Origin of the sequence: Streptomyces hyaluromycini, from assembly GCF_002217755.1 — a bacterium.
Lineage (GTDB): Bacteria > Actinomycetota > Actinomycetes > Streptomycetales > Streptomycetaceae > Streptomyces > Streptomyces hyaluromycini.
Genome location: NZ_BCFL01000025.1, coordinates 320,453 through 341,947, shown reverse-complemented (window position 1 = coordinate 341,947; position 21,495 = coordinate 320,453). Strand labels below are relative to the sequence as shown.

The following is a 21,495-nucleotide window of genomic DNA, read 5'->3' as shown; positions in this document are numbered from 1 at the left end:
CGTGAGGTTCAGGCGACGTGAGGAACAGGCGATGAACGAGCGGGTTACTTCTCAGGCGTTCCCTCCCATGCAGGCCATGCCCGACGGCGAGGCCGAGATCTCCCTTGTCGTGCGGCTGCCCTGGGAGGACGTGGCACGGCTCGGCCAGGAGGCGGGGCGGCTTGCCGCGCAGATGCAGCGGCCGGTGACGCTGGACGAGGCGGTCAGCAACCGGCTGCGGTCGACGCGGCCGGTTGCTGCGCATGCCAGGCCGGGAGCGGAGCAGCCCGCGGCTGCGGCTGCGGCTGCGCCGGGAGGGGCGGGGGTCACTTCGCTGCCGCGGATCAGCGGGACGGCTTAGGAGCGTTGCGGGGTGCAGGTGCGTGGGGGCTGGTCGCGCAGTTCCCCGCGCCCCTGGGTTGGTGACCCTGGCGCCCCTTAGAAGGCTCGCACCTTTGCTGCCGCCTTCCTTGCCGCGACCAGTACGGGGTCCCATACCGGTGAGAACGGTGGCGCGTAGCCCAGGTCCAGGGCCGTCATCTGTTCCGCCGTCATGTTGGCCGTCAGGGCCACGGCCGCGATGTCGACCCGCTTGCCCGCACCCTCCCGCCCGACGATCTGGACGCCGAGCAGGCGGCCCGTCCGGCGTTCCGCGAGCATCTTGACCGTCATGGGGCTGGCGCCGGGGTAGTAGCCGGCGCGGCTCGTGGACTCGATGGTGACCGTCTCGAACTGCAGGCCCACCCGCAGGGCGTCCTTCTCGCGCAGGCCGGTGCGCGCGATCTCCAGGTCGCAGACCTTGCTCACCGCCGTACCGACGACACCCGGGAAGGTGGCGTAACCGCCGCCCACGTTGGTGCCGATGACCTGGCCGTGTTTGTTGGCGTGGGTGCCCAGCGGGATGTACTGCTCCTGGCCCGAGACCAGGTTCAGGACCTCCACGCAGTCGCCGCCCGCCCAGATGTCCTCGTGCCCGCGCACCCGCATCGCGAGGTCGGTGAGCAGGCCGCCGTGTCCGCCGACGGGCAGGCCCGCCGCCCGGGCCAGGCCGGTCTCCGGGCGGACGCCGATGCCCAGGATCACCACGTCCGCCGGGTACTCGGCGTCCTCCGTGGCCACCGCGCGCACCCTGCCGTCCTGGCCGGTGAGCACCTTGGTGACCGCGGCGTCGTTCACCATGGTGATGCCGAGGCCCTCCATGGCCTTGTGCACCAGGCGGCCCATGTCCGGGTCGAGGGTGGACATCGGCTCGCTGCCGCGGTTGACGACCGTCACCTCGTAGCCCCGGTTGATCAGCGCCTCGGCCATCTCGACGCCGATGTAACCGGCGCCGACCACCACGGCCCGGCGGCCACGCGTGCGTGCCAGCGTGTCGAGGAGGGCCTGGCCGTCGTCCAGGGTCTGCACCCCGTGCACCCCCGGCGCGTCCGCGCCCGGCATGTCGGGGCGGATCGGGCGGGCGCCGGTGCCGATGACGAGCTTGTCGTACGACGTCCAGGACTCGGCGCCGGAATCGACGTCACGCGCGCGTACCCGCTTCCCGGCCACGTCGATCTCCGTGACCTCGGTGCGCATCCGGAGGTCGATCGCGCGGGTCCGGTGCTCCTCGGGGGAGCGGGCGATCAGATCGTCCCGCTCCCCGACGTCACCGCCGACCCAGTACGGGATCCCGCACGCCGAGTAGGAGGTGAAGTGGCCGCGTTCGAAGGCCACGATCTCCAGCTCGTCCGGTCCCCGCAGCCGGCGTGCCTGGGACGCCGCGGACATGCCCGCGGCGTCACCGCCGATCACGACCAGTCGTTCCCGCCCACCGCTCATGTTCATGCGAACACGCTACGGGGCGCGGTCATTTCGGGCTCGCTCAGGTCTCGCTGCCGGGCTGGGCGGGGGCACGACGCCGGCGTACGACCTTCCACCACAGCAGCGCCGCCACGGCCGCCAGTGCCGCGAACGGCAGGGCCGCGCCCAGCGCCAGGGCGATCCAGCGCAGCATGGTGACGAAGACGTGCCAGCCGCCGGACACGGCGTCCACGAACCCCGGGGAGTCGTCCTTCGCGGCCGCCTTCTTCACCGGCGTCTGGGTGAGGGACAGCGTGATCGTGGCCATGCTGGTGCGGTCCTTCAGGGACGCCTGCTGGGCCAGCAGCGACTCCAGGTCGGCCTCCCGGCTGCTCAACTCCCCTTCCAGGGTGACCACGTCACCGAGCTTGGTCGCCCGGTCCATCAGCTCGCGGATCCGGGCCACGCTGGCCCGCTGCGAGGCGACCCGGCTGTCCACGTCGACCACCTGGTCGGTGACGTCCTGAGCCTTCGCGGTGCGGTCGATCAGCTTGCCGGCGCCCTGGAGGCCGGTGAGCACCTCGTCGTACTTGTCGACGGGGACCCGGAGGACCACCCGGGTGCGTTCACGGCCCCCGGAATCCCGGGTGGTGGTCTCGTTTCCGACGTAGCCTCCGGCGTCCTCGGCCGTGGTGCGGGCCGCGTCGAGGGCCTTGGGCACGTCCTTGACCTGCACGGTCAGGGAAGCGGTGCGGATGATCCGGTTCACCGTGAGGTCGGGTGCCGTCCTGCCGGTCCCGCTGCCGCTGTCCTTGGCGCCTGCCGAGCCCGCCGCCTCCTTGGCCGCACTGTTCACACCGGCCTTGGCATTGCTCGCGGAGCCGCTGTCGGAGGCGTCGTTCGCACTGCATCCGGTGAGGACGAGCGCGGTGGCGAGCAGGAGGCCGGCGAGGGCGGGTCGTACGGGATGGCGCATGGTTCCCCCCGGGGGTCTTGACGACTGACGCTCCTTCGACGCCGGGGCGGGGCGGGACGTTTGGCGGCGGCGGTCCCGATGCGGTCACGGTCCGGACGCGTACGGGTCACCGGGCCGGGGCGGGAGTGTCAGTGGGGTCTGAGAGAGTGAGGGCATGAGCGCAACGGGTACGGGCCAGGTCGTCGTCATCGGAGCCGGGATCGCGGGGCTGGCCGCGGCGCACCGGCTGCTGGAGCGCGGCGCGCGCGTGACCGTGCTGGAGGCCTCGGAGAGAGTCGGCGGCAAGCTGCTGCCCGGCGAGATCGCGGGCGTGCGGGTCGACCTGGGCGCCGAGTCGATGCTGGCCCGCCGGCCCGAGGCGGTCGCCCTCGCGCGCGAGGCGGGCCTCGCCGGCCGGCTGCAGCCGCCGGCCACCGCCACGGCCTCGATCTGGACCCGGGGCGCGCTGCGGCCGATGCCCAAGGGCCATGTGATGGGCGTCCCCGGCACCGCCGCCGCACTGTCCGGGGTGCTGTCCGACGAGGGCCTCGCCCGCATCGAGCGCGACGCCGACCTGCCCCGCACCGAGGTGGGCGACGACGTCGCGGTGGGGGAGTACGTGGCCGCCCGGCTGGGCCGGGAGGTCGTCGACCGGCTGGTCGAACCCCTGCTCGGCGGGGTCTACGCGGGCGACGCGTACCGCATCTCGATGCGCTCGGCGGTCCCGCAGCTCTACCAGGCCGCCAGGATCCACGACTCGCTGACGGAGGCCGTCCGCGAGATCCAGGCCAAGGCGGTCGCCAACCAGCAGACCGGGCCGGTCTTCATGGGCATCGAGGGCGGCGTCGGCACCCTGCCGCTCGCGGTGGCCGAGTCGGTCCGGTCCCGCGGCGGCGAGATCGTCACCGGCGCGCCCGTGACGGAGCTGCGCAGGGTACGGCCCGACCGGGCGGACGCGGCCGGCCATGAGGGCTCCCGCACCGCCTGGCGCATCGTCGCCGGTGACCGGGTGCTGCACGCCGACGCGGTGGTCGTCGCCGTTCCGGCGCCCGTCGCCGCCGCCCTGCTGCGTGCCGAGGCGCCCGCCGCCGCGGCGGAGCTGTCCGCCGTCGAGTACGCCTCGATGGCCCTGGTCACCCTCGCCTACCGACGCGCCGACCTCGCCCTTCCCGAGGGCAGCGGCTTCCTCGTCCCGCCCGTGGACGGCCGCACCATCAAGGCCTCCACCTTCGCCTCCCAGAAGTGGGGCTGGATCGCCGACGAGAACCCGGACGTCGTCGTCCTGCGCACCTCGGTCGGGCGCTACGGAGAGACGGCCGTCCTCGACCGCGAGGACGCCGGCCTCGTCGACGTCTCCCGGCAGGACCTGCACGCGGCCACCGGCCTGGACGCGGCCCCCGTGGCCACCCGCGTCACCCGCTGGACCGACGGCCTGCCCCAGTACCCGGTCGGCCACCACGCGCGCGTGGCCCGCGTCCGCGAGCACGTCGCCGAGCTGCCGGGTCTCGCGGTGTGCGGGGCGCAGTACGACGGGGTGGGCATCCCCGCCTGCATCGCGAGCGCGTACGCGGCGGTGGACCAGCTGGCGGGCGACCTGGGCGCCGTCGAAGAGCTGACGGCCAACCCGGTGCAGAGCCTGCACGGCGGAGCGGGAGAATAGGGACCATGAGTGACGACGCCCCCACCACCGAGTCCGGCAGGATCCCGAACAAGGGCAAGCTGGCCAAGGACCTCAACGAGGTCATCCGTTACACCCTGTGGTCGGTCTTCAAGCTGAAGGACGTGCTGCCCGAGGACCGCGCGGGCTACGCCGACGAGGTCCAGGAGCTGTTCGACCAGCTCGCCGCCAAGGACGTGACCGTCCGCGGCACCTACGACGTCTCCGGACTGCGCGCCGACGCCGACCTGATGATCTGGTGGCACGCGGAGACCAGCGACCAGCTCCAGGAGGCGTACAACCTCTTCCGCCGCACGAAGCTGGGCCGCGCCCTCACGCCGGTCTGGTCGAACATGGCGCTGCACCGCCCCGCCGAGTTCAACCGCTCGCACATCCCGGCCTTCCTCGCCGACGAGACCCCGCGCAACTACGTGAGCGTGTACCCGTTCGTGCGGTCGTACGAGTGGTACCTGCTGCCCGACGAGGACCGCCGCCGGATGCTCGCCGACCACGGCAAGATGGCCCGCGGCTTCCCGGACGTGCGGGCCAACACGGTCGCCTCGTTCTCGCTCGGCGACTACGAGTGGGTGCTGGCCTTCGAGGCCGACGAGCTGTACCGCATCGTCGACCTCATGCGCCACCTGCGCGCCTCCGAGGCCCGGATGCACGTCCGCGAGGAGGTCCCGTTCTACACCGGGCGCCGTAAGTCGGTGGCCGATCTGATCGCAGGGCTCGCCTGACAGCCAGCGGCTCATCGGCCGGCCGGGGGTCGGGCCCGCCGCGCAGCGGCAGTCGGGAGCAGTGTCCCCCGGAAGATGCGGCACGGGCTGCCGCAAGGACATCGCGGAGCTGGTCGCGGGCCTCGCCTGACCGTTCGTCAGCGCTGGCCGGCCTTGCCCTTCAGGGAGTCCCGCAGGTTCTTCCGCCGGGCATGGTCGGCCGCCGGCCTCGGCTCGGGGTGCCCCGCACAGGAGGCGCGCCGAGCCGGGAGCCTGCCCTCCAGCAGGTAGGCCTCCAGATAGCCGTTCACGCACTTGTTGGGGCCGCCGCCGATGCCGTGCGTGCCCGCGTCCCGCTCGGTCACCAGCACCGAGTCGGCCAGCCGCCGGTTCATCTCCAGCGCGCCCGTGTACGGCGTGGCCGCGTCCCGCTCGGCCTGGAGGATGAGCGTCGGCGGCAGCTCACCGGGGCCCGTGCGCACGTCGAGGGCCTTCTGCCGGGGCACCGGCCAGTAGGCGCACGGCAGGTTCATGAAGGCGTTGTCCCAGGTCTCGAAGGGCGCCACACGGGCGAGCCGGGTGTTGTCCCGGTCCCAGGTGGCGAAGTCCCTCGGCCAGGGGGCGTCGTTGCACTCGACGGCCGTGTAGACCGCGTTGCCGTTCTCCGCCTCGGCGGCCGTCTCCGTCACCGGCGCCGCCAGCCGGACCAGGGGCTTGGCGTCCCCCTTCAGGAACTTCGACAGCGCCTCCGCCCGGCTCGGCCAGTAGTCGTCGTAGTACCCGGCCGACAGGAACGCGCCCTGCAACTGCCCCGGCCCGACCTTCCCGCCGGCCGCCTTCTTGGCCAGCCGCCGGCTCGCCCTGTCGTAGCTCGCCTGCACCTTCGCGGCCGTGTCGCCGAGCCGGTACACGTCGTCGTGCTTGGCGATCCAGTCCCGGAAGTCCGCCCACCGGCCCTCGAACGCGGCCGACTGCTCCAGGTTGTCCCGGTACCAGATCCGCTCCGGGTCCGGGTTCACCGCCGAGTCCAGCACCATCCGCCGTACGTGCGAGGGGAACAGGGTCGCGTACAGCGCGCCGAAGTAGGTTCCGTACGAGGCGCCCATGAAGGTCAGCCGGTCCTCGCCGAGCGCCGCGCGCAGCACGTCCAGGTCCCGGGCGTTGTTGAGCGAGGTGTAGTGGCGCAGCCTGCTCCCGGAGCGCTTGAGGCAGCCCTTCGCGTAGGCCTTCGCCTCCTTGATCCGGGCCTTCTTGTACGACTCGGAGGGATGCGTCGGCGACTGCGACGGCGCCTTGAAGAAGTGCTTGGGGTCGACGCAGGACAGCGGGGCGGAGCGGTCGACGCCGCGCGGGGCGTAGCCGACCAGGTCGTAGGCGGCGGCGATGCGCTTCCACTCGGGCAGTACGCCGATCATCGGGAAGAGCATGCCGGAGGCGCCGGGGCCGCCCGGGTTGTAGACCAGGACGCCCTGCCGGGGCACCTTGCGCTTGCTGTTGTGCGGGTCCTTGTGGGTGGCCGGCACCCGGCTGACGGTCAGTTTGATCTGCTTGCCGTCCGGGTGCGCGTAGTCCAGCGGGACGCTCACCGTGCCGCACCGGAAGGTGTCCGGCGCCTCCAGGTCGGCGGCGCACCGGCCGAAGTCGATGCCCTCCGCGCGTGCTCGCGCGGCGGCCACGGCGGTACCGCGCAGTTCGGCCGACGCCGAGTCCGGGACGCGGGGGGCGCTCCCGGCCGGGGCGGCGGCCAGGGTGGTCAGGATCAGGGACCCGGCGGCCGAGTACAGGGCGGGGGCTCTCAATGGCGTATCCCTTCGGTGCACGGCTGCGGTGGCGTGGCGGCAAGGCACCGCGGCGACTGCACGGCAGCAATAAAAGGGATATTTCGACCGGTTGACGGCGAAGGCAAGCACCACGGGGCGGTGTCGGCGTCAATCCCCCCAGGGGGTGTCCGGCGGATCAGGTTGGCGGGAAGCAACGGTGCGTTGATGCCGACCTGGAGCGGGGTCTGGTGCGTGCAGCTGCAAGGCGGAGGAGGCGTTGACGATCAGCCGCTGCCGCGGCGGGCGACGCGGTGGGGGCACCTCCCGGCCGAAGGCTGGGGGACGTCGTCGAGTGACGACAATGCGGCTGGGGGTCCCCCCACGCCTTTGAGGCAGTGGGGGAGTGCGTGCCAGAGCCCGCGTCGCCGGCATGATCCGCCGGACACCCCCTGAGCGCCCCCGCTCACTCCCGCGGAAGCTGGTCCCGGTGTGCGAAGGCCGCACGCAGCTCCGGCTCGCCGATCGCGCGGATGCCGCGTACCGCGACGGAGGTCAGCAGCGAGTGGTCGTCGGCCGTGCGGTTCACCCGCCGGTGCAGCACGCCGAGCAGCCGCTGCCCGGCGGGGGAGGCCCACCGCGAGTACGGGTGCACCTCGACCCGGGCGATGGCCAGGCAGCTCAGCGTGAGGGTGAGGGGCAGCGCGAACCAGACGGCGACCAGGTCGCGTGGCATCTCGGTCGGAGCGGGCAGCGTGAGCGCGGCCACGCCGAGCCCGAGGACCGCCAGTGCGGCGGCCCGGACCTGCCGGACGCCGGACGCGACCGTGGTCCGCGCCGCCGCGTCGGGCACCGCGAGCCCCGCCCGCACCAGATCCTCGCCGAGACTTCGCACGGCGTCCGTGTCGGCCGCCGCCGAGCGCACCGGCGCTATCCGCGACTGCCCCTCGGGCCCGATGGCCCCTATCACCGACCGCTCCATCTCGTCCCGCCCCCGCGGGTCCACAACGGTCGCCCAGCCGGTGTGGGCGAGCAGCAGCCGCCGTTGCCGGGCCATGGACACCAGCGTCAGATCCGCGACCCGCGCGGGCCCGCCGGACAGGAACGCGGCCTCGTACAGCGTCAGATCGTGTCCCCGGCCCGCGTCCGCGTCGACGACCGCCGTCCGTACGGCGGCCAGGCACAACCGGGTGCAGGCGGTGCCGGCGACGGCCCAGGCCAGGAGCAGGAGAAGGACCCAGAACATGACACGTTTCTATGCCAGCGGCCTGGCCACCGCCATGCCCTGTTCACATTCCGGACCGAGTGTTGTCGGTATGTGACGTTCCGCTTCCCGTGCAGGTCAGGGGTTCTGGGACGTCGGCTCCGGACTGGCGGTGGCGGGCGGCAGCGTGTACGTCGAGGACGGCGACGCCGCGGGTGCCGGCGCCGCCCCGACCGGGGTCGCGTCGGCGGGGGCGACGACGGGCGGCGAGGCCACGGGGGAGGGGGTGGCGGCCAACTGCTGCGCCAGTGTGGCGAAGTCGACGTAGCCGGTCGCCTCCAGGACCTTGATGTGGTCCAGGACGGTGGTGTTGGCGTCGTCGGCGAGGTCGCGGACCAGCGTGTTCTGGGTGGCGGCGCGGACCTGGGCGACCACGGAGAAGACCCGGCCGTGGGCCAGCCGCACGATGTTCGCGAACTCCCGGTCGAAGTCCTGCCCCTGCGCGGCGCTCAGCGTGGCGAGCCACTGCTGCTGCTGGGCGTTCGGCCCGTTCGGGATCGGCACGCCGAGCTGGGTGGCGACGGTGCGGACGTGGGCGTCGAGGGAGGTGTGCCCGTCGACGAGGTGCTGCCCGGCCGTCCGTACGGCCGCCGTGGTGCCCTTCTCCTCCGCCATCTCCCCGGCCGGCAGCTCCCAGAGCCCGGCGAGCCGGACCTTGACGATGAAGTCCCGGTCCTGCGCGGACAGCGGGCCGTACGCCGTCGACACGGTCTGGGCGCTGAGCACGTTCACCGAGCCGGTCGGGTCCGAGCGGTCGGCGTACGACCAGATCGGAAACACCAGGGCGGCGAGGGTCGCCGTGAGACAGACGATGATCAGCCAGGTACCGCTGAATATGCCTCGTCCCTGGACGGGGGGTCGGGGTCGCGCGCGCATGATGCCTCCTGCACCGCACGGTGGGGCTTCGCCGCGCGGGATTGGCATATTACCGAGGGGTTGCCGTAGGGGTGCCGGGCGGTCGGTCGGCTGCGGGCCGGTGGGGGCTGGTCGCGCAGTTCCCCACGCCCCTTTGGGGCGCGCTGCCCAGCCGTGTCTCATCCAGCCGCGGGCAGTCGTGCCTCCCCCAGTGCCTCAAGGGCCTGGGAGGTGCCCCCAGGGCGGCACGGGTGGGCGCGGGCGGCACCCGGCCAGCGCCGGTGAGCGTCCCCACCCCCCCCCGGCCACTACCCGCGCCGCAGCAGCACCCTCCGCGCAAGCGACCGCCGAGGTGCCGGTCCCGCCCGCTCCAGCCACCACTCCTCCAGCCGCCGACAGGACCCCTGGTCGCCCAGCCGCCCCGCCCGCAGCAGCTCCCCCGCGAACTCCAGCGCGTCCCGCCGGTAGCCCCCCGTCATCGGCCGCTCCTGCGCATACGCCAGGAACGCCGCCCGGTAACCCGCCCCGAGGATCTCCGGCAGCTCCGGCGCCACCTTCGCCACCACGTCCGCCCGCTTCGCCGCCAGCGCCCGTGCCTGCACCCCCATCCGCACCCGGTCGAACCCCTCCGGCACCGGCGTCCCCGCGACCAGCGACGACAGCACCGCGGCCTGCGCGAGCCCGACCCGCTGCCGGGTGACGTCGGACACCTCCGGCGCGGTCGCCGCCGGCGAGGACTCCCAGCGCTCGCCGGCGGCCACCGCACCCCCCGCCGCCACGGCCGCCCGGATCGCCGTCAGCTCCCGCTCCAGCTCGGCCGGTTCCGGGAAGTTCTCGTCCCGCTCCAGCAGCACACCCGGCGGCGCCACCCGGGACGCGAGGCCGGTCAGGATGTCCAGCACGGCCGGGGGCACCGGATGGGCGTGGCTGTCGTGCCAGACGCCGTCCCGCTCGAAGCCGCCCGCGACATGGACGTAGGCGATGGCCTCGACGGGGAGTTCGGCGAGCGCCTTGGCCGGGTCCTCGCCCCGGTTGACGTGGTTGGTGTGCAGGTTCGCCACGTCGATCAGCAGCCGTACCCCGGTACGGTCCACGAGGTCGTACAGGAACTGCCCCTCGGTCATCTCCTCGCCCGGCCACGAGATGAGCGCGGCGATGTTCTCGACGGCGAGCGGCACGGGCAGTGCGGCCTGGGCGATCCGGACGTTCTCGCAGAGCACGTCGAGGGCGTCCCGGGTGCGGGGGACGGGGAGCAGATGGCCCGCCTCCAGGACGGGCGACACCGTGCGCGGGCCGCCCGCGCGGACGAACGCGATGTGCTCGGTGACCAGCGGCGAGCCCAGCGCCGCCACCCGCTCGGCGAGTGCGGCCAGCCGGTCCTCGTCCGGCCGGTCCGCGCCGCCGAGACCCAGTGAGACGCCGTGCGGTACGACCGTCACCCCGCGCTCGCGCAGCCGCCGCAGCGACTCGGGGAGGTGACCCGGGCAGGTGTTCTCGGCCACGACCTCGACCCAGTCGATGCCCGGCATGCGCTCCACGGCGTCCGCGATCTCCGGCCGCCAGCCGATGCCCGTTCCCAGCCGGTCCAAGGCCATGGCCGTCCCCCCTGCTGCTTCGAGTGAGGGGGGTATGGCCCCGGAGCGCGCCCGCGAACCGCGTTGCCTGCCGCTTCAGAGCAACATTTGAGGTTCGGGGTCGCGCTCCGGGGAGCTCTCCGGCTACTGGCCGAGCAGGCCGAGCGAGTCCGTCGGGTCCGGGCGTGCGGTGTTCACCGTGCCCGGCGCGCCGGGGGAGGGCTTGGACGTGGTCCGCACGTTGCCGCTGGCCTGCGCGGCCGGCGCGGAGGGCACCACCTGTCCGGGGACCGGGGCGGCCGGACCCGTCGGGCTCGCCGTGGTCGCGTTGGCGATCTCGTTGGCGATGGCGTCGAAGTCGACCTTGCCGGTCTTCTCCAGGATCGTGATGTGGTCGAGCACGGTCTGGTTGGCGTCCGAGGCCAGCTGCCGTACCAGGGTGTTGCGGGTGGTGTTCCGCACCGTGCCGATCGCCGGGAAGATCTTGCCGTGCGCGGCCCGCAGCAGGTTCACGAACTTGTACTCGTACTCCGAGCCGGTCGCCGCGGACATCTCGTCGAGCCAGCCCTGCTGCTGCTCGTTCGGCACGTTGGGCAGTTCGACGCCCAGCTGCGCCGCGATGATCCGGACCCGCTTGTCCAGGTCGGTGTGGCCCACGATCAGGTGGTCTCCCGCCTCCTTGATCGCCGCGCTCGGCGCCCGCTGGATCGCCTGCTGGCCGGCCGGCAGCTCCCACAGTCCGGCCAGCCGGACCCGCACGATCAGGTCCCGGTCGGCGGCGGTCAGCGGACCCCACTGAGTCGCCACGGTGCCCGCCGCCACGTTCGCCTGCCCGGTGCCGGAGCGGTCGGCGTACGACCACACGGGGTAGGCGAGCGCGCCGAGCGTGGTGGCGAGGGCCGCCATGATCAGGGCCGTTCCGTTGAAACGCCGCAAGGGATGCCTCCCCGTGTCGCTGGTTCAGTGCCAGGACGTACGGGCGGAGCGGCAGCGGTGTTCAAACAAACGGCAAAGTCTTCAAGGAAAGGTAAAAGACCCCTGGTCGGAGCCGATGGTTTGACAATCGAGTATCTCTATGTTCAATCTGACCTGTCTCGAAAATCGAGATACATGAACATCGAGGAAAGTGATCGTCATGCACGTCTTGGTCATAGGCGGCGGTACCGGCGGGATGTGCCTGGCGCACGGTCTGAAGAAGGCCGGCGTCTCCGTCGCGGTGTACGAGCGCTACGGCTCCCGGAGCGACGGCCTGTACGGCTACCGGGTCGGCATCGACCCCACCGGCAGCCGCGCCCTGCACGAGTGCCTGCCGCCCGGGCTCTTCACCACGTTCGTCGACACCTGCGCCCGGGACCCCCGGTACTTCAACGTGCTCACCCAGTCGAACCGCACCACCGCCACGATCGAGCTGCCCGAGGCGGCAGACGCGGTGCACAGCGAACGCTCCGTGTCCCGCTCGACCCTGCGCCAGGTGCTGTTCACCGGCATGGACGACGTCGTGCACTACGGCAAGGAGTTCACCCGCTACGAGCAGCACCCGGACGGCAGGGTCACCGCCCACTTCGCCGACGGCACCACCGCGACCGGTGACGTCCTGGTCGCCGCCGACGGCACCCGCTCCGCCGTACGCCGCCAGTACCTCCCGCACGCGGAGATCAAGGACACCGGGATCACGGCCGTGGCCACTAGGGCCTGTCTGACAATTCCCGTCTGCCTCGCGACGCCATGCACGCACTCTCGCCGCACCGGGCGCAGACCCAAGTACGTCCAGTACGAGGGCCTACGCCCGGCACGCCGAGAGCACGCACCTGACGCCGCGAGGCCGCCCTCCGGGCGACGACGGGAATTGTCAGACAGGCCCTAGGACCGCACTCACGCCCGAGACCCGCGCACTGCTGTCGGACGAGGTGCTCAACGGACTCTCCCTGATCTTCGGCACCAAGGGCCTCATCGGCATGCTGCACGTCATGGAATTCAAGTGGGACGCCGAGGGCCGGCCCAAGAACCCCGCCGACAAGGCGCTGCCGGCCAGCTGGTCGGGCCTGCGGTTCGACAACACCCACGACTACATCAACCTGTCCGTGTGGAGCTCCCACGACCACTTCCCCGAGGACACCGCCCGGCAGCGCGGCAAGCAGCTCGTCGACACGGTCCTGCGGGTGACCCGCAACTGGCACCCGGACCTGCGCAGGATCTTCGAACTGTCCGACCCGGCGGCGGCGTTCCCGCTCAGGATCGCCACCTCGGTCCCCGTCGACCCCTGGCCCACGACCACCGTCACCCTGCTCGGCGACGCCATCCACACCATGACCCCGGGCCAGGGCGTCGGCGCCAACACCGCGCTGCGCGACGCCTCGCTGCTCTGCCGGGAACTGGCCGCCGCCGCCCGCGGCGACAAGCCGCTGCTCACCGCGATCGGCGACTACGAGGCGGACATGATCCCCTACGGCTTCACCCGCGTCGCCGAGTCCCTCGACAACAACGGCACCAGCGGCGACGACCCGCTCTACCGGCCCGTCACCGGCCGCCTCGCCCTCTTCGCCACCCGCAGCTTCTTCAGCGTGACCGGCAAGGTCCCCGCCCTGCGCCGCAAGTTCCTTGCCGACATGTACGCCTACCGGGGCACCGACACCGTCTGACCGCGTGCTATCCCCGGAGCGCGGGATGGTCCGCGACCACCGTGCAGCTGCCCGGCGCGATCTCGGTGAACCCGGCGTCCCGCACCAACGGCAGCCCGCTGTCCGTAAGTTCACGCCACTCGGCCGGATCGGCGGTCCGCACGGCGAGCGGGAACCCGGCGTCGCGCCAGGCGTCCCGCTCCTCCTCCGATAGCGCCCACCACGCCAGTTGGGCTCCGTGCCCGGCCTGTGCCATCGCCTTGCCCGCCGACATCTCCAACTCCGGGTTCAGCCACAGCACGGGCGCGGTCCGGTCGGCACCCACGGGCGGCTCCGGATCGTCCAGCTCGGTCCCGGACACCTGCAACTTCGCCAGCTCCTTGGGCCACCCGTCCAGGGGAACCGGCGGAAACACCCGTACCTCGGCGGACTTCCCCGTGAGAGTGATCCCGGGCAACTCCCCGGCCCGCCGCCACTCGGCCCCCCGCGCCCGCCGCACCACCTTCCGGATCCGCGCGTCCTCCCAGTCCCGAACGGCCTGAGCCCACTCCCCGTCCCCGAGGGCCCGAGGGTCACTGAGGATGGTCAGGACAGCCCGAGCGGCCGTTTCGAGAGCGTCGGTGAGGGCAGGAGGCACCGACTTCTCTATCCGTACGACCAGGGGCAGCACGAACTGAGGTGCTTCGTCACGTGCAGTGGGTTCTGTTTTGAACGGGCTGTCGCCGGGTGACATGGAATCAACGCTCACCCCATCACCCTAAGGGGCGCGGGGCCGTGCCCGATTTGCGGCTCCGCCGCGTGGGCGCGACCAGCCGCATACGACCCGCACCCCGCAGCGATGCGCACCACCCGCCCCCTTCCCGCACGACAATGTCCTCATGCACCGTGATCTTGAACTGGCCCGCGTAGGCCGCCGCTACGGCATACGCGGCCCCTGGGTGTTACGAGGCGTCGACCTCACCATCACCCCCGGCACCCTCACCCGCGTGGAGGGAGCGAACGGCACCGGCAAGTCCACCCTGCTCCGCCTCGTCGCCGGCATTGACGCCCCCACCGAGGGCCGCATCACCGGCCGCCCCCGCACCGCGTACGTGCCCGAGCGCTTCCCCTCGGCCCTCCCCTTCACCCCCTCCGGCTACCTCACCCATCTCGGCACCGTCCACGGCCTCTCCCGCCGGTCGGCCGCCGCAGGCGCAGCGACCTGGCTGGAGCGGTTCGGCGCCGCGGCCTACGCGACCACCCCCATGGCCCAGCTCTCCAAGGGCACCAGCCAGAAGGTCGCGGTCGCCCAGGCACTGCTCGCCGACCCCGAACTCCTCGTCCTCGACGAGGCCTGGACCGGCCTCGACGCCGAGGCCCGCGCCGAACTGGAGCGGGCCGTGGCCGAGCGCACCGCCGCCGGGGGCGCCGTCGTGTTCGTCGATCACGATCCCCGGCGCCTCGCGGGCGTGCCCGACGCGATCCACCAGGTCGTCGACGGCACCCTCAGACCCCGTACCGACCAGGCGGCTTCACCGGTCGGCCCGCTCACCGCCGTCACCGTCCGGGGCCCGGCCGGCGGCCGGCTGCCCGCCGACGCGACCCGCACGGCGGCCTCGGCCGAGGAACCGGCCCCCGGCACCTACCGTCTTACGGTTCCCGCGTCCCACTCGGACGTGGTGCTGCGTGCCCTCCTCACGGCCCACCCGCCCTGGCACGTGGTCTCCGTCAGTCCCCCGGACGTCCCGCCGGACGAGAAAGACCGCCCATGACCGCACTCCTCCGCTACCAGACCGCTCTCCTCCTGCGCTCCCAGCGCTGGCTGCCCCCGGTGATCCTGTACGCCGCGTTCCTGGGCGTGGGCGTGCAGAGCGGTCAGCCGGTGCTGGACTCGCTCGGCTACACGGCCGCCGCGCTGCTGCCGGTGGCCGCCTGGCTGGTACGGATCTGTGTCACCGGCGAACCGCCGGCCGCCCGCGCCTGTGTCACCGCGGCGCGCGGCCCGGCCAGGGCCCATCTGGCAGCCCTGCTCACCGCACTTTTCGCCGCCGCGCTGCTCGGCGCCGCGGCCACCCTCGTCGTGACGGTGATCAGCCGGCACGCCACCAACGACCACCGGCTCCCCGTACCACCCCTGCGGGCCGGTGCCGCCGGTCTCCTCGCGACTCTCGCCTGCGCTCTCCTCGGCACCGCGGTCGGCGCGCTCACCAACCGGCCGCTGCTGCGCTCGCCGGGCCGGGCGGTGCCCGCGATGCTGCTGGCCGCGCTGCTCTCGATGGTGGTCGCGGGCTCCCCGGCGCACGCGGCCGTCAGCGGCCTGGTCACCGGTTCGGAGTCCGGCCGGATCCCGGTCTCCCCGCTGCCGGTGGCCGCGGCGGCCCTGCTCACCACCGCGGCCTTCTCCCTGGCCTGCGCCCTCAACGGCCGCCGCTCAACCTGAACAGGCGGTCCGCTGCGCCTCCTGCCACTCGCACCGGGGACACATGGTGATCCCCTTGTACGACTCCGGGTACTCCGTCGGCTCCCGGCACAGCACGCACTCCGCGTACGGCGGACCGTCCGCCGTCGGCGGCTTCGCGTCCCCGGTGATCGTGCAGTAGCCCTCGTCGCTCATACCTCCAGCGTAGGACGGTCACCGGTGACCGGGTGTCTCCCCGATCAGCTCGGACACCTTCACGAACCGGAAGCCCCGCTTGCGCAGCTCCGGTACGACGCTCCTGACGACCTGCTCGGTGGTCGGGGCGGCGCTGCGGGTGCAGTGCATGACGACCACGGAACCGGGCTTCACCCCGTCCAGCACCTGCTTGGTCACCGCGTCGGCGTCCGTCGCGAACGCGTCCCCGCTCACCACGTCCCACTGCACCGCGGTGACCCCGAGCGCGCCGACCGCGCGCAGCGCCTGCCCGTCGTAACAGCCGCCGGGGAACCGGAAGTACGGCATCGGGTGCGGTACCCCGGCGCGCAGCAGCGCGGCGTAGGCGCGCTCCACGTCCGACTTCATGTTCGCGGCGGAGACGGTCGGCAGGCCGTAGCAGTCGCCGGTGAAGGCGTAGTGGCTGTAGGAGTGGTTGGCGACCTCGAACTGCGGGTCGCGGCCGAGGGAGCGGGCCTGGGCCGGGTACTCGTCGGCCCAGCGGCCGGTCATGAAGATCGTGGCCGGCACCTTCAGCCTGCGCAGGGTCGCGATCAGCGCCGGGTTGTCGAAGTGCTCGCCCGCGGCCGCGCGCGGCCCCTGGTCGGCGGTCATGTCGGCGTCGAAGGTGAGGGCGACGGTCTTGCCCAGGGTGCGCGGACCGTTCATGAAGACGGGTGCCGCACCGCCGGGGCCGGGGGTGAGCGTGGGCGGCGGGGTAGCGGACGAGGAGGCCCTGGCGGGAGCCGGGGGGCCGGCGTGGGGTGCCTCGGTGGTGCCACAGGCGGCGAGCGCGGCGCCCAGGGCGACGCAGACAGCGGTCGTACCGGTAAGACGGCGTGCTAGTCGGATCACCGTACGAATGTAGGTCGGAATGTCCGATTTTTCAGGGTGGCGCGGCGGACGGTACCGCGCCGGGTCACCCGGGCGGCGGCCCTGTCCGCAGGGTGCTCTCGGCGATGCCGGCCGGGGCGCCGCCGTTCGGCCCCGGCGGCTGCGGACCCGCCCGCTCCAGGAACCGCAGCAGCTCCACCGGGAACGGCAGGACCAGGGTGGAGTTCTTCTCGGCGGCCACCGCCACGATCGTCTGCAGCAGTCGCAGTTGCAGGGCCGACGGGGTGGCCGCCATCTGCTGGGCCGCCTCCGCCAGCTTTTTCGAGGCCTGGAGCTCGGCGTCGGCGTTGATGATCCGGGCCCGGCGCTCCCGGTCGGCCTCGGCCTGGCGGGCCATCGAGCGCTTCATCGTGTCCGGCAGGGACACGTCCTTGATCTCTACCCGGTCCACCTGCACGCCCCAGCCCACGGCCGGGCTGTCGATCATCAGCTCCAGGCCCTGGTTGAGCTGCTCGCGGTTGGAGAGCAGGTCGTCGAGGTCGCTCTTGCCGATGATGGAACGCAGCGAGGTCTGGGCCATCTGCGAGACGGCGAACTTGTAGTCCTCGACCTTGACCAGCGCGCTCACCGAGTCGACCACCCGGAAGTAGACGACCGCGTCCACGCGCACGGTCACGTTGTCGCGGGTGATGCCCTCCTGGGCGGGGACCGGCAGCGTGACGATCTGCAGGTTGACCTTGTACAGCCGGTCCACGAACGGGATCACCAGATTGAAGCCGGGTGTCCGTACGTCACCCGTGACCCGGCCGAGCCGGAACAGCACGCCCTGCTCGTACTGCTTGACGACCCGTGCGCCGGCGGCCAGGTAGAGCGCGCCGAAGCACAGCGCGGCCACCACCGCGACCAGCAGCTCCTGAACCATCACGACCTCCAGGTAAAGAGGTCCGGTATGTCTGTTGCTGTAACGATATGCCCGGCGGGAGGGTCGGGGCCATGGCCGCCGGGGAGCAGGTCCGGGCCGGGATGCCGAGGGGCGTCGGCATCCCGGCCCGGGGCGGCCGCCGGTTCAGACGGCCGTGACCTTCACCGGCTCGGTGCCCGCGTCGCTGTGCCGCTCGGCCCAGCTCTCCAGCGCGGTCCGGCAGGCGTGATCGAGGTGGTGCAGCCCGGAGAGGTCCACCCGGATCGGGCGGTCCTGGGGCAGCGCCTCCAGACTGTCGAGGATCTTCGGCAGCCGCAGGAAGGTCGCGTTGCCCGACAGGTAGGCGTCGACCGGCCCCGAGCCCTTGTCGACGACCTCCAGTTTGAGGTGCGAGGCCTCCCAGGCCGTCTTGACGATCGACAGGGCGAGCCCGATCAGGACGCCCTCGAACATGCTCACCGCGACGATGGACACCGCCGTGACGACGAGGATGAGCGCCTCGCCCCGGTGCTCGCGCCACAGCACGGCCAGCGCGCGCACCGGGATCAGCTTGGCGCCCGAGTAGACCAGGATTCCGGCGAGCGCCGGGATCGGTATGTAGCTCAGCACTCCCGGCAGCAGGGCCGCGAACAGCAGCAGCCAGACGCCGTGCAGCACCCGGGACGCCTTGGTGCGGGCGCCCGCCTGGACGTTGGCCGCGCTGCGCACGATCACCGCGGTCATCGGCAGCGCGCCGAGCACCCCGCAGAGCGCGTTGCCCGCGCCCTGGGCGATCAGCTCCTGGTTGTACCTGGTGCGCGGCCCGTCGTGCAGCCGGTCCACGGCCGCCGCGCTGAACAGCGACTCGGCGGACGCGATCAGCGTGAACGCGACGATCGTGCCGATCAGTCCGACGCTCGCCAGCTCGCCGAAGGCGCTCAGCGGCGGCGGCTGGACGGAACCCAGCAGCCCGTGCACCTCGACGGTGGCCACCGGAAGGCCCAGGAAGAACGCGGCCAGGGTGGCGAGGCCGACGGCGGCCAGCGGTCCGGGGACCGTCCGCACCTTCGCCGGCGCGTACTTCCACAGCGTCAGGACCGCGATCGTGCCCGCGCCGAGGGCGAGCGAGGCCAGCGCCCCGCCGTCCCCGAGGGCGTCCAGAAACGCGCCGGGCAGTCCGGCGATCTTGCCGGGGCCCGACTCGGGGGCCTTGGCGGCGAGCGCCGGGTACAGCTGGCCGGCGATCAGCACCAGGCCGATTCCGGCCAGCATGCCCTCGACGACCGAGACCGAGATGGCCCGGAACCAGCGCCCCAGCTTCAGGACGCCCATGGTGATCTGCAGGACGCCGGTGGCCAGCACGATCACCCCGAGCAGCGGCAGCCCGAACTCCCGCACCGCCTCGAAGACGAGCACGGTCAGGCCGGCGGCCGGCCCCGACACCTGAAGGCTGCTGCCCCGCAGCATCCCGGTGACGAGACCGCCCACGATGCCGGTGACCAGGCCGAGTTCGGCCGGGACACCGGAGGCGACGGCCACGCCCACGCACAGCGGGAGCGCGACCAGGAAGACGACGAGGGAGGCGGCGAAGTCCTGCCGTATGTAAGGGAACTTGATGTGGGGGAACTTGGTCATCGCGACGCTCACAGGGTCTCGAACGCGTCGGTCTCGGCGCGGTGTTCGCGCACGGCACCGGTGTGGACCTCGTAGTACCAGCCGCGCAGGGTCAGTCCGCCCTCCGCCAGCTTCCTGTCGATGAACGGGTACGAGCGCAGCCGCAGCAGCTGGGCGAGCACATGGCTCTGCACGCCCTCGGCCACGGCCGGATCCTCGACCGCCCCGGTCGGGCGTGGCTCGGCACTCGCCAGCCAGTCCCGGACGGCGGGTACGGCGGTCAGGTCGTCGCCGCGCACCAGAGCCCCGACGGCACCGCAGTGCGAGTGCCCGCAGACGACGATGTCGCGGACGCCGAGCACCTCCACGGCGTACTCGATGGTGGCCGCCTCGCTGGTGGGGTGGACCGAGGCGTACGGCGGGACGATGTTGCCCGCGGTGCGCAGCTCGAAGAGCTCGCCCGGGCGGGCGCCGGTGATCAGGGCCGGGACGACCCGGGAATCGGAGCAGGTGATGAAGAGCACCTGCGGGGACTGGCCTTCGGCGAGCCTGGCGAACTCCTCAGGGCGCTGTCCGAACGTACGGGCGTTGTCGATGAGGGGCTGCATGGTGTGTGGATTCCTCCTGGCGCGCTACAGCGGCGCGTCGGGCTAGCACGACGTTTGTGGGGGGATGAAGGGCATGGAAAGCCCGGGGCAGAGCCCGTCCCGTCAGCAGCGGAAGACCTGAAGCGTGGCCGGTGAGTGGGCTCTCGACGCTCTTGACGTGCGGTGGTGCCTGGCTGTGGGAGGCACCGAGGTGCGTATGGCCTCGGTGTGGCGCGCGGTGGACGGACGGTCGTCCGCCCAGCCGGCGGTGGCGCTGCGATGGCGGTCGGCGGTCTGCGGCGGGCTGGGGGGCTCGCCGCAGCGACCGTGGTCGCGGAGGGTGTGCGAGCCGTCGCGCACGACCTTCGCCGAGGGGTGCGGGCCGGACTGGGCTTTGGCCTCGACATGACTGAGGGTGTGCGCGGCTGCGAAGGTTGCCGTAGGCGCGAAGAACTGGACGGCGAGCAGGGCGGCGGCCAGGAGCCAGAGCACGGTCCGGGCCGTCGTACCTCGGAACATGAGCCCCCCTCGCGGCAGTTCACGCCTCTCGTGTGCACCAAGCACAGGTCAATGGCTGGTCAAGAAACACGTTAACCCTGCAAAGTTGTTTGCAGGGTTAACTCGGTGTTGCGAGCCGAAGAGAGCGTGAAAAGTGCCGGTGGTGTGGCCTGATCCGGCCTAGCCGGCGGCCACCAGCTCCTTGGCGTCCCTGGCCAGGGCGGTGAGCCGGGATATCGCGCGGAAGTACTTCTTCCGGTAGCCGCCGTTCAGCATCTCCTCGCTGAACAGCTGGTCGAAGGGCATCCCGGAGGCCAGGACCGGGACCTCGCGGTCGTAGAGCCGGTCCGCGAGGACCACGAGCCGCAGCGCGGTCGACTGGTCCGGCACCGGCTGTACGTCCGTCAGGCAGACGGCGCTCAGGCCGTCGGTCAGCGCGCCGTACCGGCTGGGGTGCACCTTGGCCAGGTGGTCCAGGAGGTGCGGGAAGTCGTCGAGCGAGGCGCCCGGGGTGGCGTACGCCGCCTTCGTCACCTGTTCGTCGGAGTACGGCGCCGGCGCCTCGGGCAGGCCGCGGTGGCGGTAGTCCTCGCCGTCGATGCGCAGGGCGCGGAAGTGGGCCGACAGGCCCTGGATCTCGCGCAGGAAGTCGGCGGCCGCGAACCGGCCCTCGCCGAGCTTGCCGGGCAGGGTGTTGGAGGTGGCGGCGAGCGCGACACCGGCGTCCACGAGCCGGCCCAGCAGCGTCGACACCAGGACGGTGTCGCCGGGGTCGTCCAGTTCGAACTCGTCGATGCACAGCAGGCGGTGGCCGGAGAGGGTCTGCACGGTCTGCTGGAAGCCGAGGGCGCCGACCAGGTTGGTCAGCTCCACGAAGGTGCCGAACGCCTTCAGCGCGGGCTCGGCAGGGGTGGCGTGCCAGAGCGAGGCGAGCAGATGGGTCTTGCCGACGCCGTACCCGCCGTCGAGATAGACCCCGCGGGGCCCGGCGGGCACCTTGGCTGCCCTGCTCCTCCCGAAGCCGAAGAAGCCGCGCCTGCCGCCGGCCACCGCGTGCGCTCCGCCGAGACCGCCGGCGAACTCTTCCAGAACCCGTACGGCCTCGGTCTGGCTCGGCTGGTTCGGGTCCGGGATGTAGGTGGCGAAGCGGACCGAGTCGAAACGGGGCGGCGGCACCATCTCGGCGACCAGCCGGTCCGCGGGGACGTGCGGCGAACGGGCGCACAGGGACAGCGGGGCCGCGTCGGCTATGGGGCTGACCTCGGATGCGGCGGGAGAAGACGACACGGTCAC

Annotated in this window: 22 protein-coding genes; 7 read left to right on the top strand and 15 right to left on the bottom strand. The window is 72.5% G+C overall.

The genetic code is table 11. The annotated features are described in order from the left end of the window. Positions 1–31: 31 nt before the first annotated feature. The gene (locus SSP29_RS33955) at positions 32–340 is read left to right on the top strand and encodes a hypothetical protein (RefSeq protein WP_089104710.1); all 309 of its coding nucleotides are present in this window, start codon (positions 32–34) and stop codon (positions 338–340) included. Positions 341–417: 77 nt separating this feature from the next. Here the strand turns inward: SSP29_RS33955 and SSP29_RS33950 are convergent, their stop codons facing one another. Together SSP29_RS33950 and SSP29_RS33945 are read right to left on the bottom strand one after the other, a co-directional pair. After that, positions 418–1,803: an FAD-dependent oxidoreductase gene (locus SSP29_RS33950; RefSeq protein WP_089104709.1), complete on the bottom strand. Its 1,386-nt coding sequence runs from the start codon at positions 1,801–1,803 to the stop codon at positions 418–420. A gap of 37 nt (positions 1,804–1,840) precedes the next feature. Beyond that, entirely contained in the window at positions 1,841–2,734 is an 894-nt protein-coding gene (locus SSP29_RS33945; protein ID WP_089104708.1) for a DUF4349 domain-containing protein, read from the bottom strand. Between the two features lie 154 nt (positions 2,735–2,888). Between SSP29_RS33945 and hemG the strand changes: the two genes are divergently transcribed. Together hemG and hemQ are read left to right on the top strand one after the other, a co-directional pair. Next, positions 2,889–4,373 carry a protoporphyrinogen oxidase gene (gene hemG, locus SSP29_RS33940; protein ID WP_089104707.1) on the top strand — a complete coding sequence of 495 codons (1,485 nt, stop codon included), beginning with the start codon at positions 2,889–2,891 and terminating at the stop codon, positions 4,371–4,373. A 5-nt stretch (positions 4,374–4,378) separates the two neighbouring features. Next, a complete protein-coding gene (hemQ, locus tag SSP29_RS33935) occupies positions 4,379–5,110 on the top strand; it encodes a hydrogen peroxide-dependent heme synthase (RefSeq protein ID WP_089104706.1) in 732 nt (243 codons plus the stop codon). Positions 5,111–5,247: 137 nt separating this feature from the next. Here the strand turns inward: hemQ and SSP29_RS33930 are convergent, their stop codons facing one another. The 5 genes from SSP29_RS33930 to SSP29_RS33910 all read right to left on the bottom strand — a co-directional run bounded on the left by SSP29_RS33930 (position 5,248) and on the right by SSP29_RS33910 (position 11,475). Beyond that, positions 5,248–6,888: an alpha/beta hydrolase gene (locus tag SSP29_RS33930; protein ID WP_089104705.1), complete on the bottom strand. Its 1,641-nt coding sequence runs from the start codon at positions 6,886–6,888 to the stop codon at positions 5,248–5,250. Between the two features lie 424 nt (positions 6,889–7,312). Next, complete coding sequence (locus tag SSP29_RS33925; protein ID WP_089104704.1) at positions 7,313–8,092, bottom strand: TIGR04222 domain-containing membrane protein; 780 nt, start codon at positions 8,090–8,092, stop codon at positions 7,313–7,315. A gap of 96 nt (positions 8,093–8,188) precedes the next feature. Further along, positions 8,189–8,986, bottom strand: a complete 798-nt coding sequence (locus SSP29_RS33920) for a DUF4142 domain-containing protein (protein ID WP_089104703.1) — start codon at positions 8,984–8,986, stop codon at positions 8,189–8,191. 287 nt (positions 8,987–9,273) lie between these two features. After that, entirely contained in the window at positions 9,274–10,554 is a 1,281-nt protein-coding gene (locus SSP29_RS33915; RefSeq protein WP_438363828.1) for an MbnB/TglH/ChrH family RiPP precursor modification enzyme, read from the bottom strand. Positions 10,555–10,683: 129 nt separating this feature from the next. Further along, complete coding sequence (locus tag SSP29_RS33910) at positions 10,684–11,475, bottom strand: DUF4142 domain-containing protein (RefSeq protein ID WP_150135425.1); 792 nt, start codon at positions 11,473–11,475, stop codon at positions 10,684–10,686. Positions 11,476–11,674: 199 nt separating this feature from the next. Between SSP29_RS33910 and SSP29_RS33905 the strand changes: the two genes are divergently transcribed. Together SSP29_RS33905 and SSP29_RS33900 are read left to right on the top strand one after the other, a co-directional pair. Further along, on the top strand, positions 11,675–12,403 hold the full coding sequence (locus SSP29_RS33905) for an FAD-dependent oxidoreductase (protein WP_150135424.1): 729 nt from the start codon (positions 11,675–11,677) through the stop codon (positions 12,401–12,403). Positions 12,404–12,446: 43 nt separating this feature from the next. Continuing rightward, on the top strand, positions 12,447–13,178 hold the full coding sequence (locus SSP29_RS33900) for an FAD-dependent oxidoreductase (protein ID WP_150135423.1): 732 nt from the start codon (positions 12,447–12,449) through the stop codon (positions 13,176–13,178). Positions 13,179–13,185: 7 nt separating this feature from the next. Here SSP29_RS33900 and SSP29_RS33895 read toward each other — a convergent pair whose 3' ends face one another. Next, positions 13,186–13,890, bottom strand: a complete 705-nt coding sequence (locus tag SSP29_RS33895) for a peptidyl-tRNA hydrolase (protein WP_089104775.1) — start codon at positions 13,888–13,890, stop codon at positions 13,186–13,188. 145 nt (positions 13,891–14,035) lie between these two features. Between SSP29_RS33895 and SSP29_RS33890 the strand changes: the two genes are divergently transcribed. Together SSP29_RS33890 and SSP29_RS33885 are read left to right on the top strand one after the other, a co-directional pair. After that, the gene (locus tag SSP29_RS33890; RefSeq protein ID WP_089104700.1) at positions 14,036–14,908 is read left to right on the top strand and encodes an ABC transporter ATP-binding protein; all 873 of its coding nucleotides are present in this window, start codon (positions 14,036–14,038) and stop codon (positions 14,906–14,908) included. Further along, entirely contained in the window at positions 14,905–15,576 is a 672-nt protein-coding gene (locus tag SSP29_RS33885; RefSeq protein WP_089104699.1) for an ABC transporter, read from the top strand. Before SSP29_RS33890 ends, SSP29_RS33885 begins: the two co-directional genes overlap by 4 nt. Here SSP29_RS33885 and SSP29_RS33880 read toward each other — a convergent pair. The 7 genes from SSP29_RS33880 to zapE form a co-directional block, all read right to left on the bottom strand. Next, positions 15,568–15,750, bottom strand: a complete 183-nt coding sequence (locus SSP29_RS33880; RefSeq protein ID WP_089104698.1) for a hypothetical protein — start codon at positions 15,748–15,750, stop codon at positions 15,568–15,570. The genes SSP29_RS33885 and SSP29_RS33880 overlap by 9 nt on opposite strands. 18 nt (positions 15,751–15,768) lie before the next feature. Continuing rightward, positions 15,769–16,623 carry a polysaccharide deacetylase family protein gene (locus SSP29_RS33875; RefSeq protein ID WP_089104697.1) on the bottom strand — a complete coding sequence of 285 codons (855 nt, stop codon included), beginning with the start codon at positions 16,621–16,623 and terminating at the stop codon, positions 15,769–15,771. 64 nt (positions 16,624–16,687) lie between these two features. After that, a complete protein-coding gene (locus SSP29_RS33870) occupies positions 16,688–17,524 on the bottom strand; it encodes a slipin family protein (RefSeq protein ID WP_089104696.1) in 837 nt (278 codons plus the stop codon). Between the two features lie 144 nt (positions 17,525–17,668). After that, on the bottom strand, positions 17,669–19,138 hold the full coding sequence (locus tag SSP29_RS33865) for a SulP family inorganic anion transporter (RefSeq protein ID WP_089104774.1): 1,470 nt from the start codon (positions 19,136–19,138) through the stop codon (positions 17,669–17,671). A gap of 8 nt (positions 19,139–19,146) precedes the next feature. Next, a complete protein-coding gene (locus SSP29_RS33860) occupies positions 19,147–19,725 on the bottom strand; it encodes a carbonic anhydrase (protein ID WP_089104695.1) in 579 nt (192 codons plus the stop codon). Positions 19,726–19,827: 102 nt separating this feature from the next. Continuing rightward, positions 19,828–20,223 carry a hypothetical protein gene (locus tag SSP29_RS33855; RefSeq protein WP_089104694.1) on the bottom strand — a complete coding sequence of 132 codons (396 nt, stop codon included), beginning with the start codon at positions 20,221–20,223 and terminating at the stop codon, positions 19,828–19,830. 159 nt (positions 20,224–20,382) lie between these two features. Next, the gene (zapE, locus tag SSP29_RS33850; RefSeq protein ID WP_089104773.1) at positions 20,383–21,489 is read right to left on the bottom strand and encodes a cell division protein ZapE; all 1,107 of its coding nucleotides are present in this window, start codon (positions 21,487–21,489) and stop codon (positions 20,383–20,385) included. Positions 21,490–21,495: the final 6 nt, after the last annotated feature.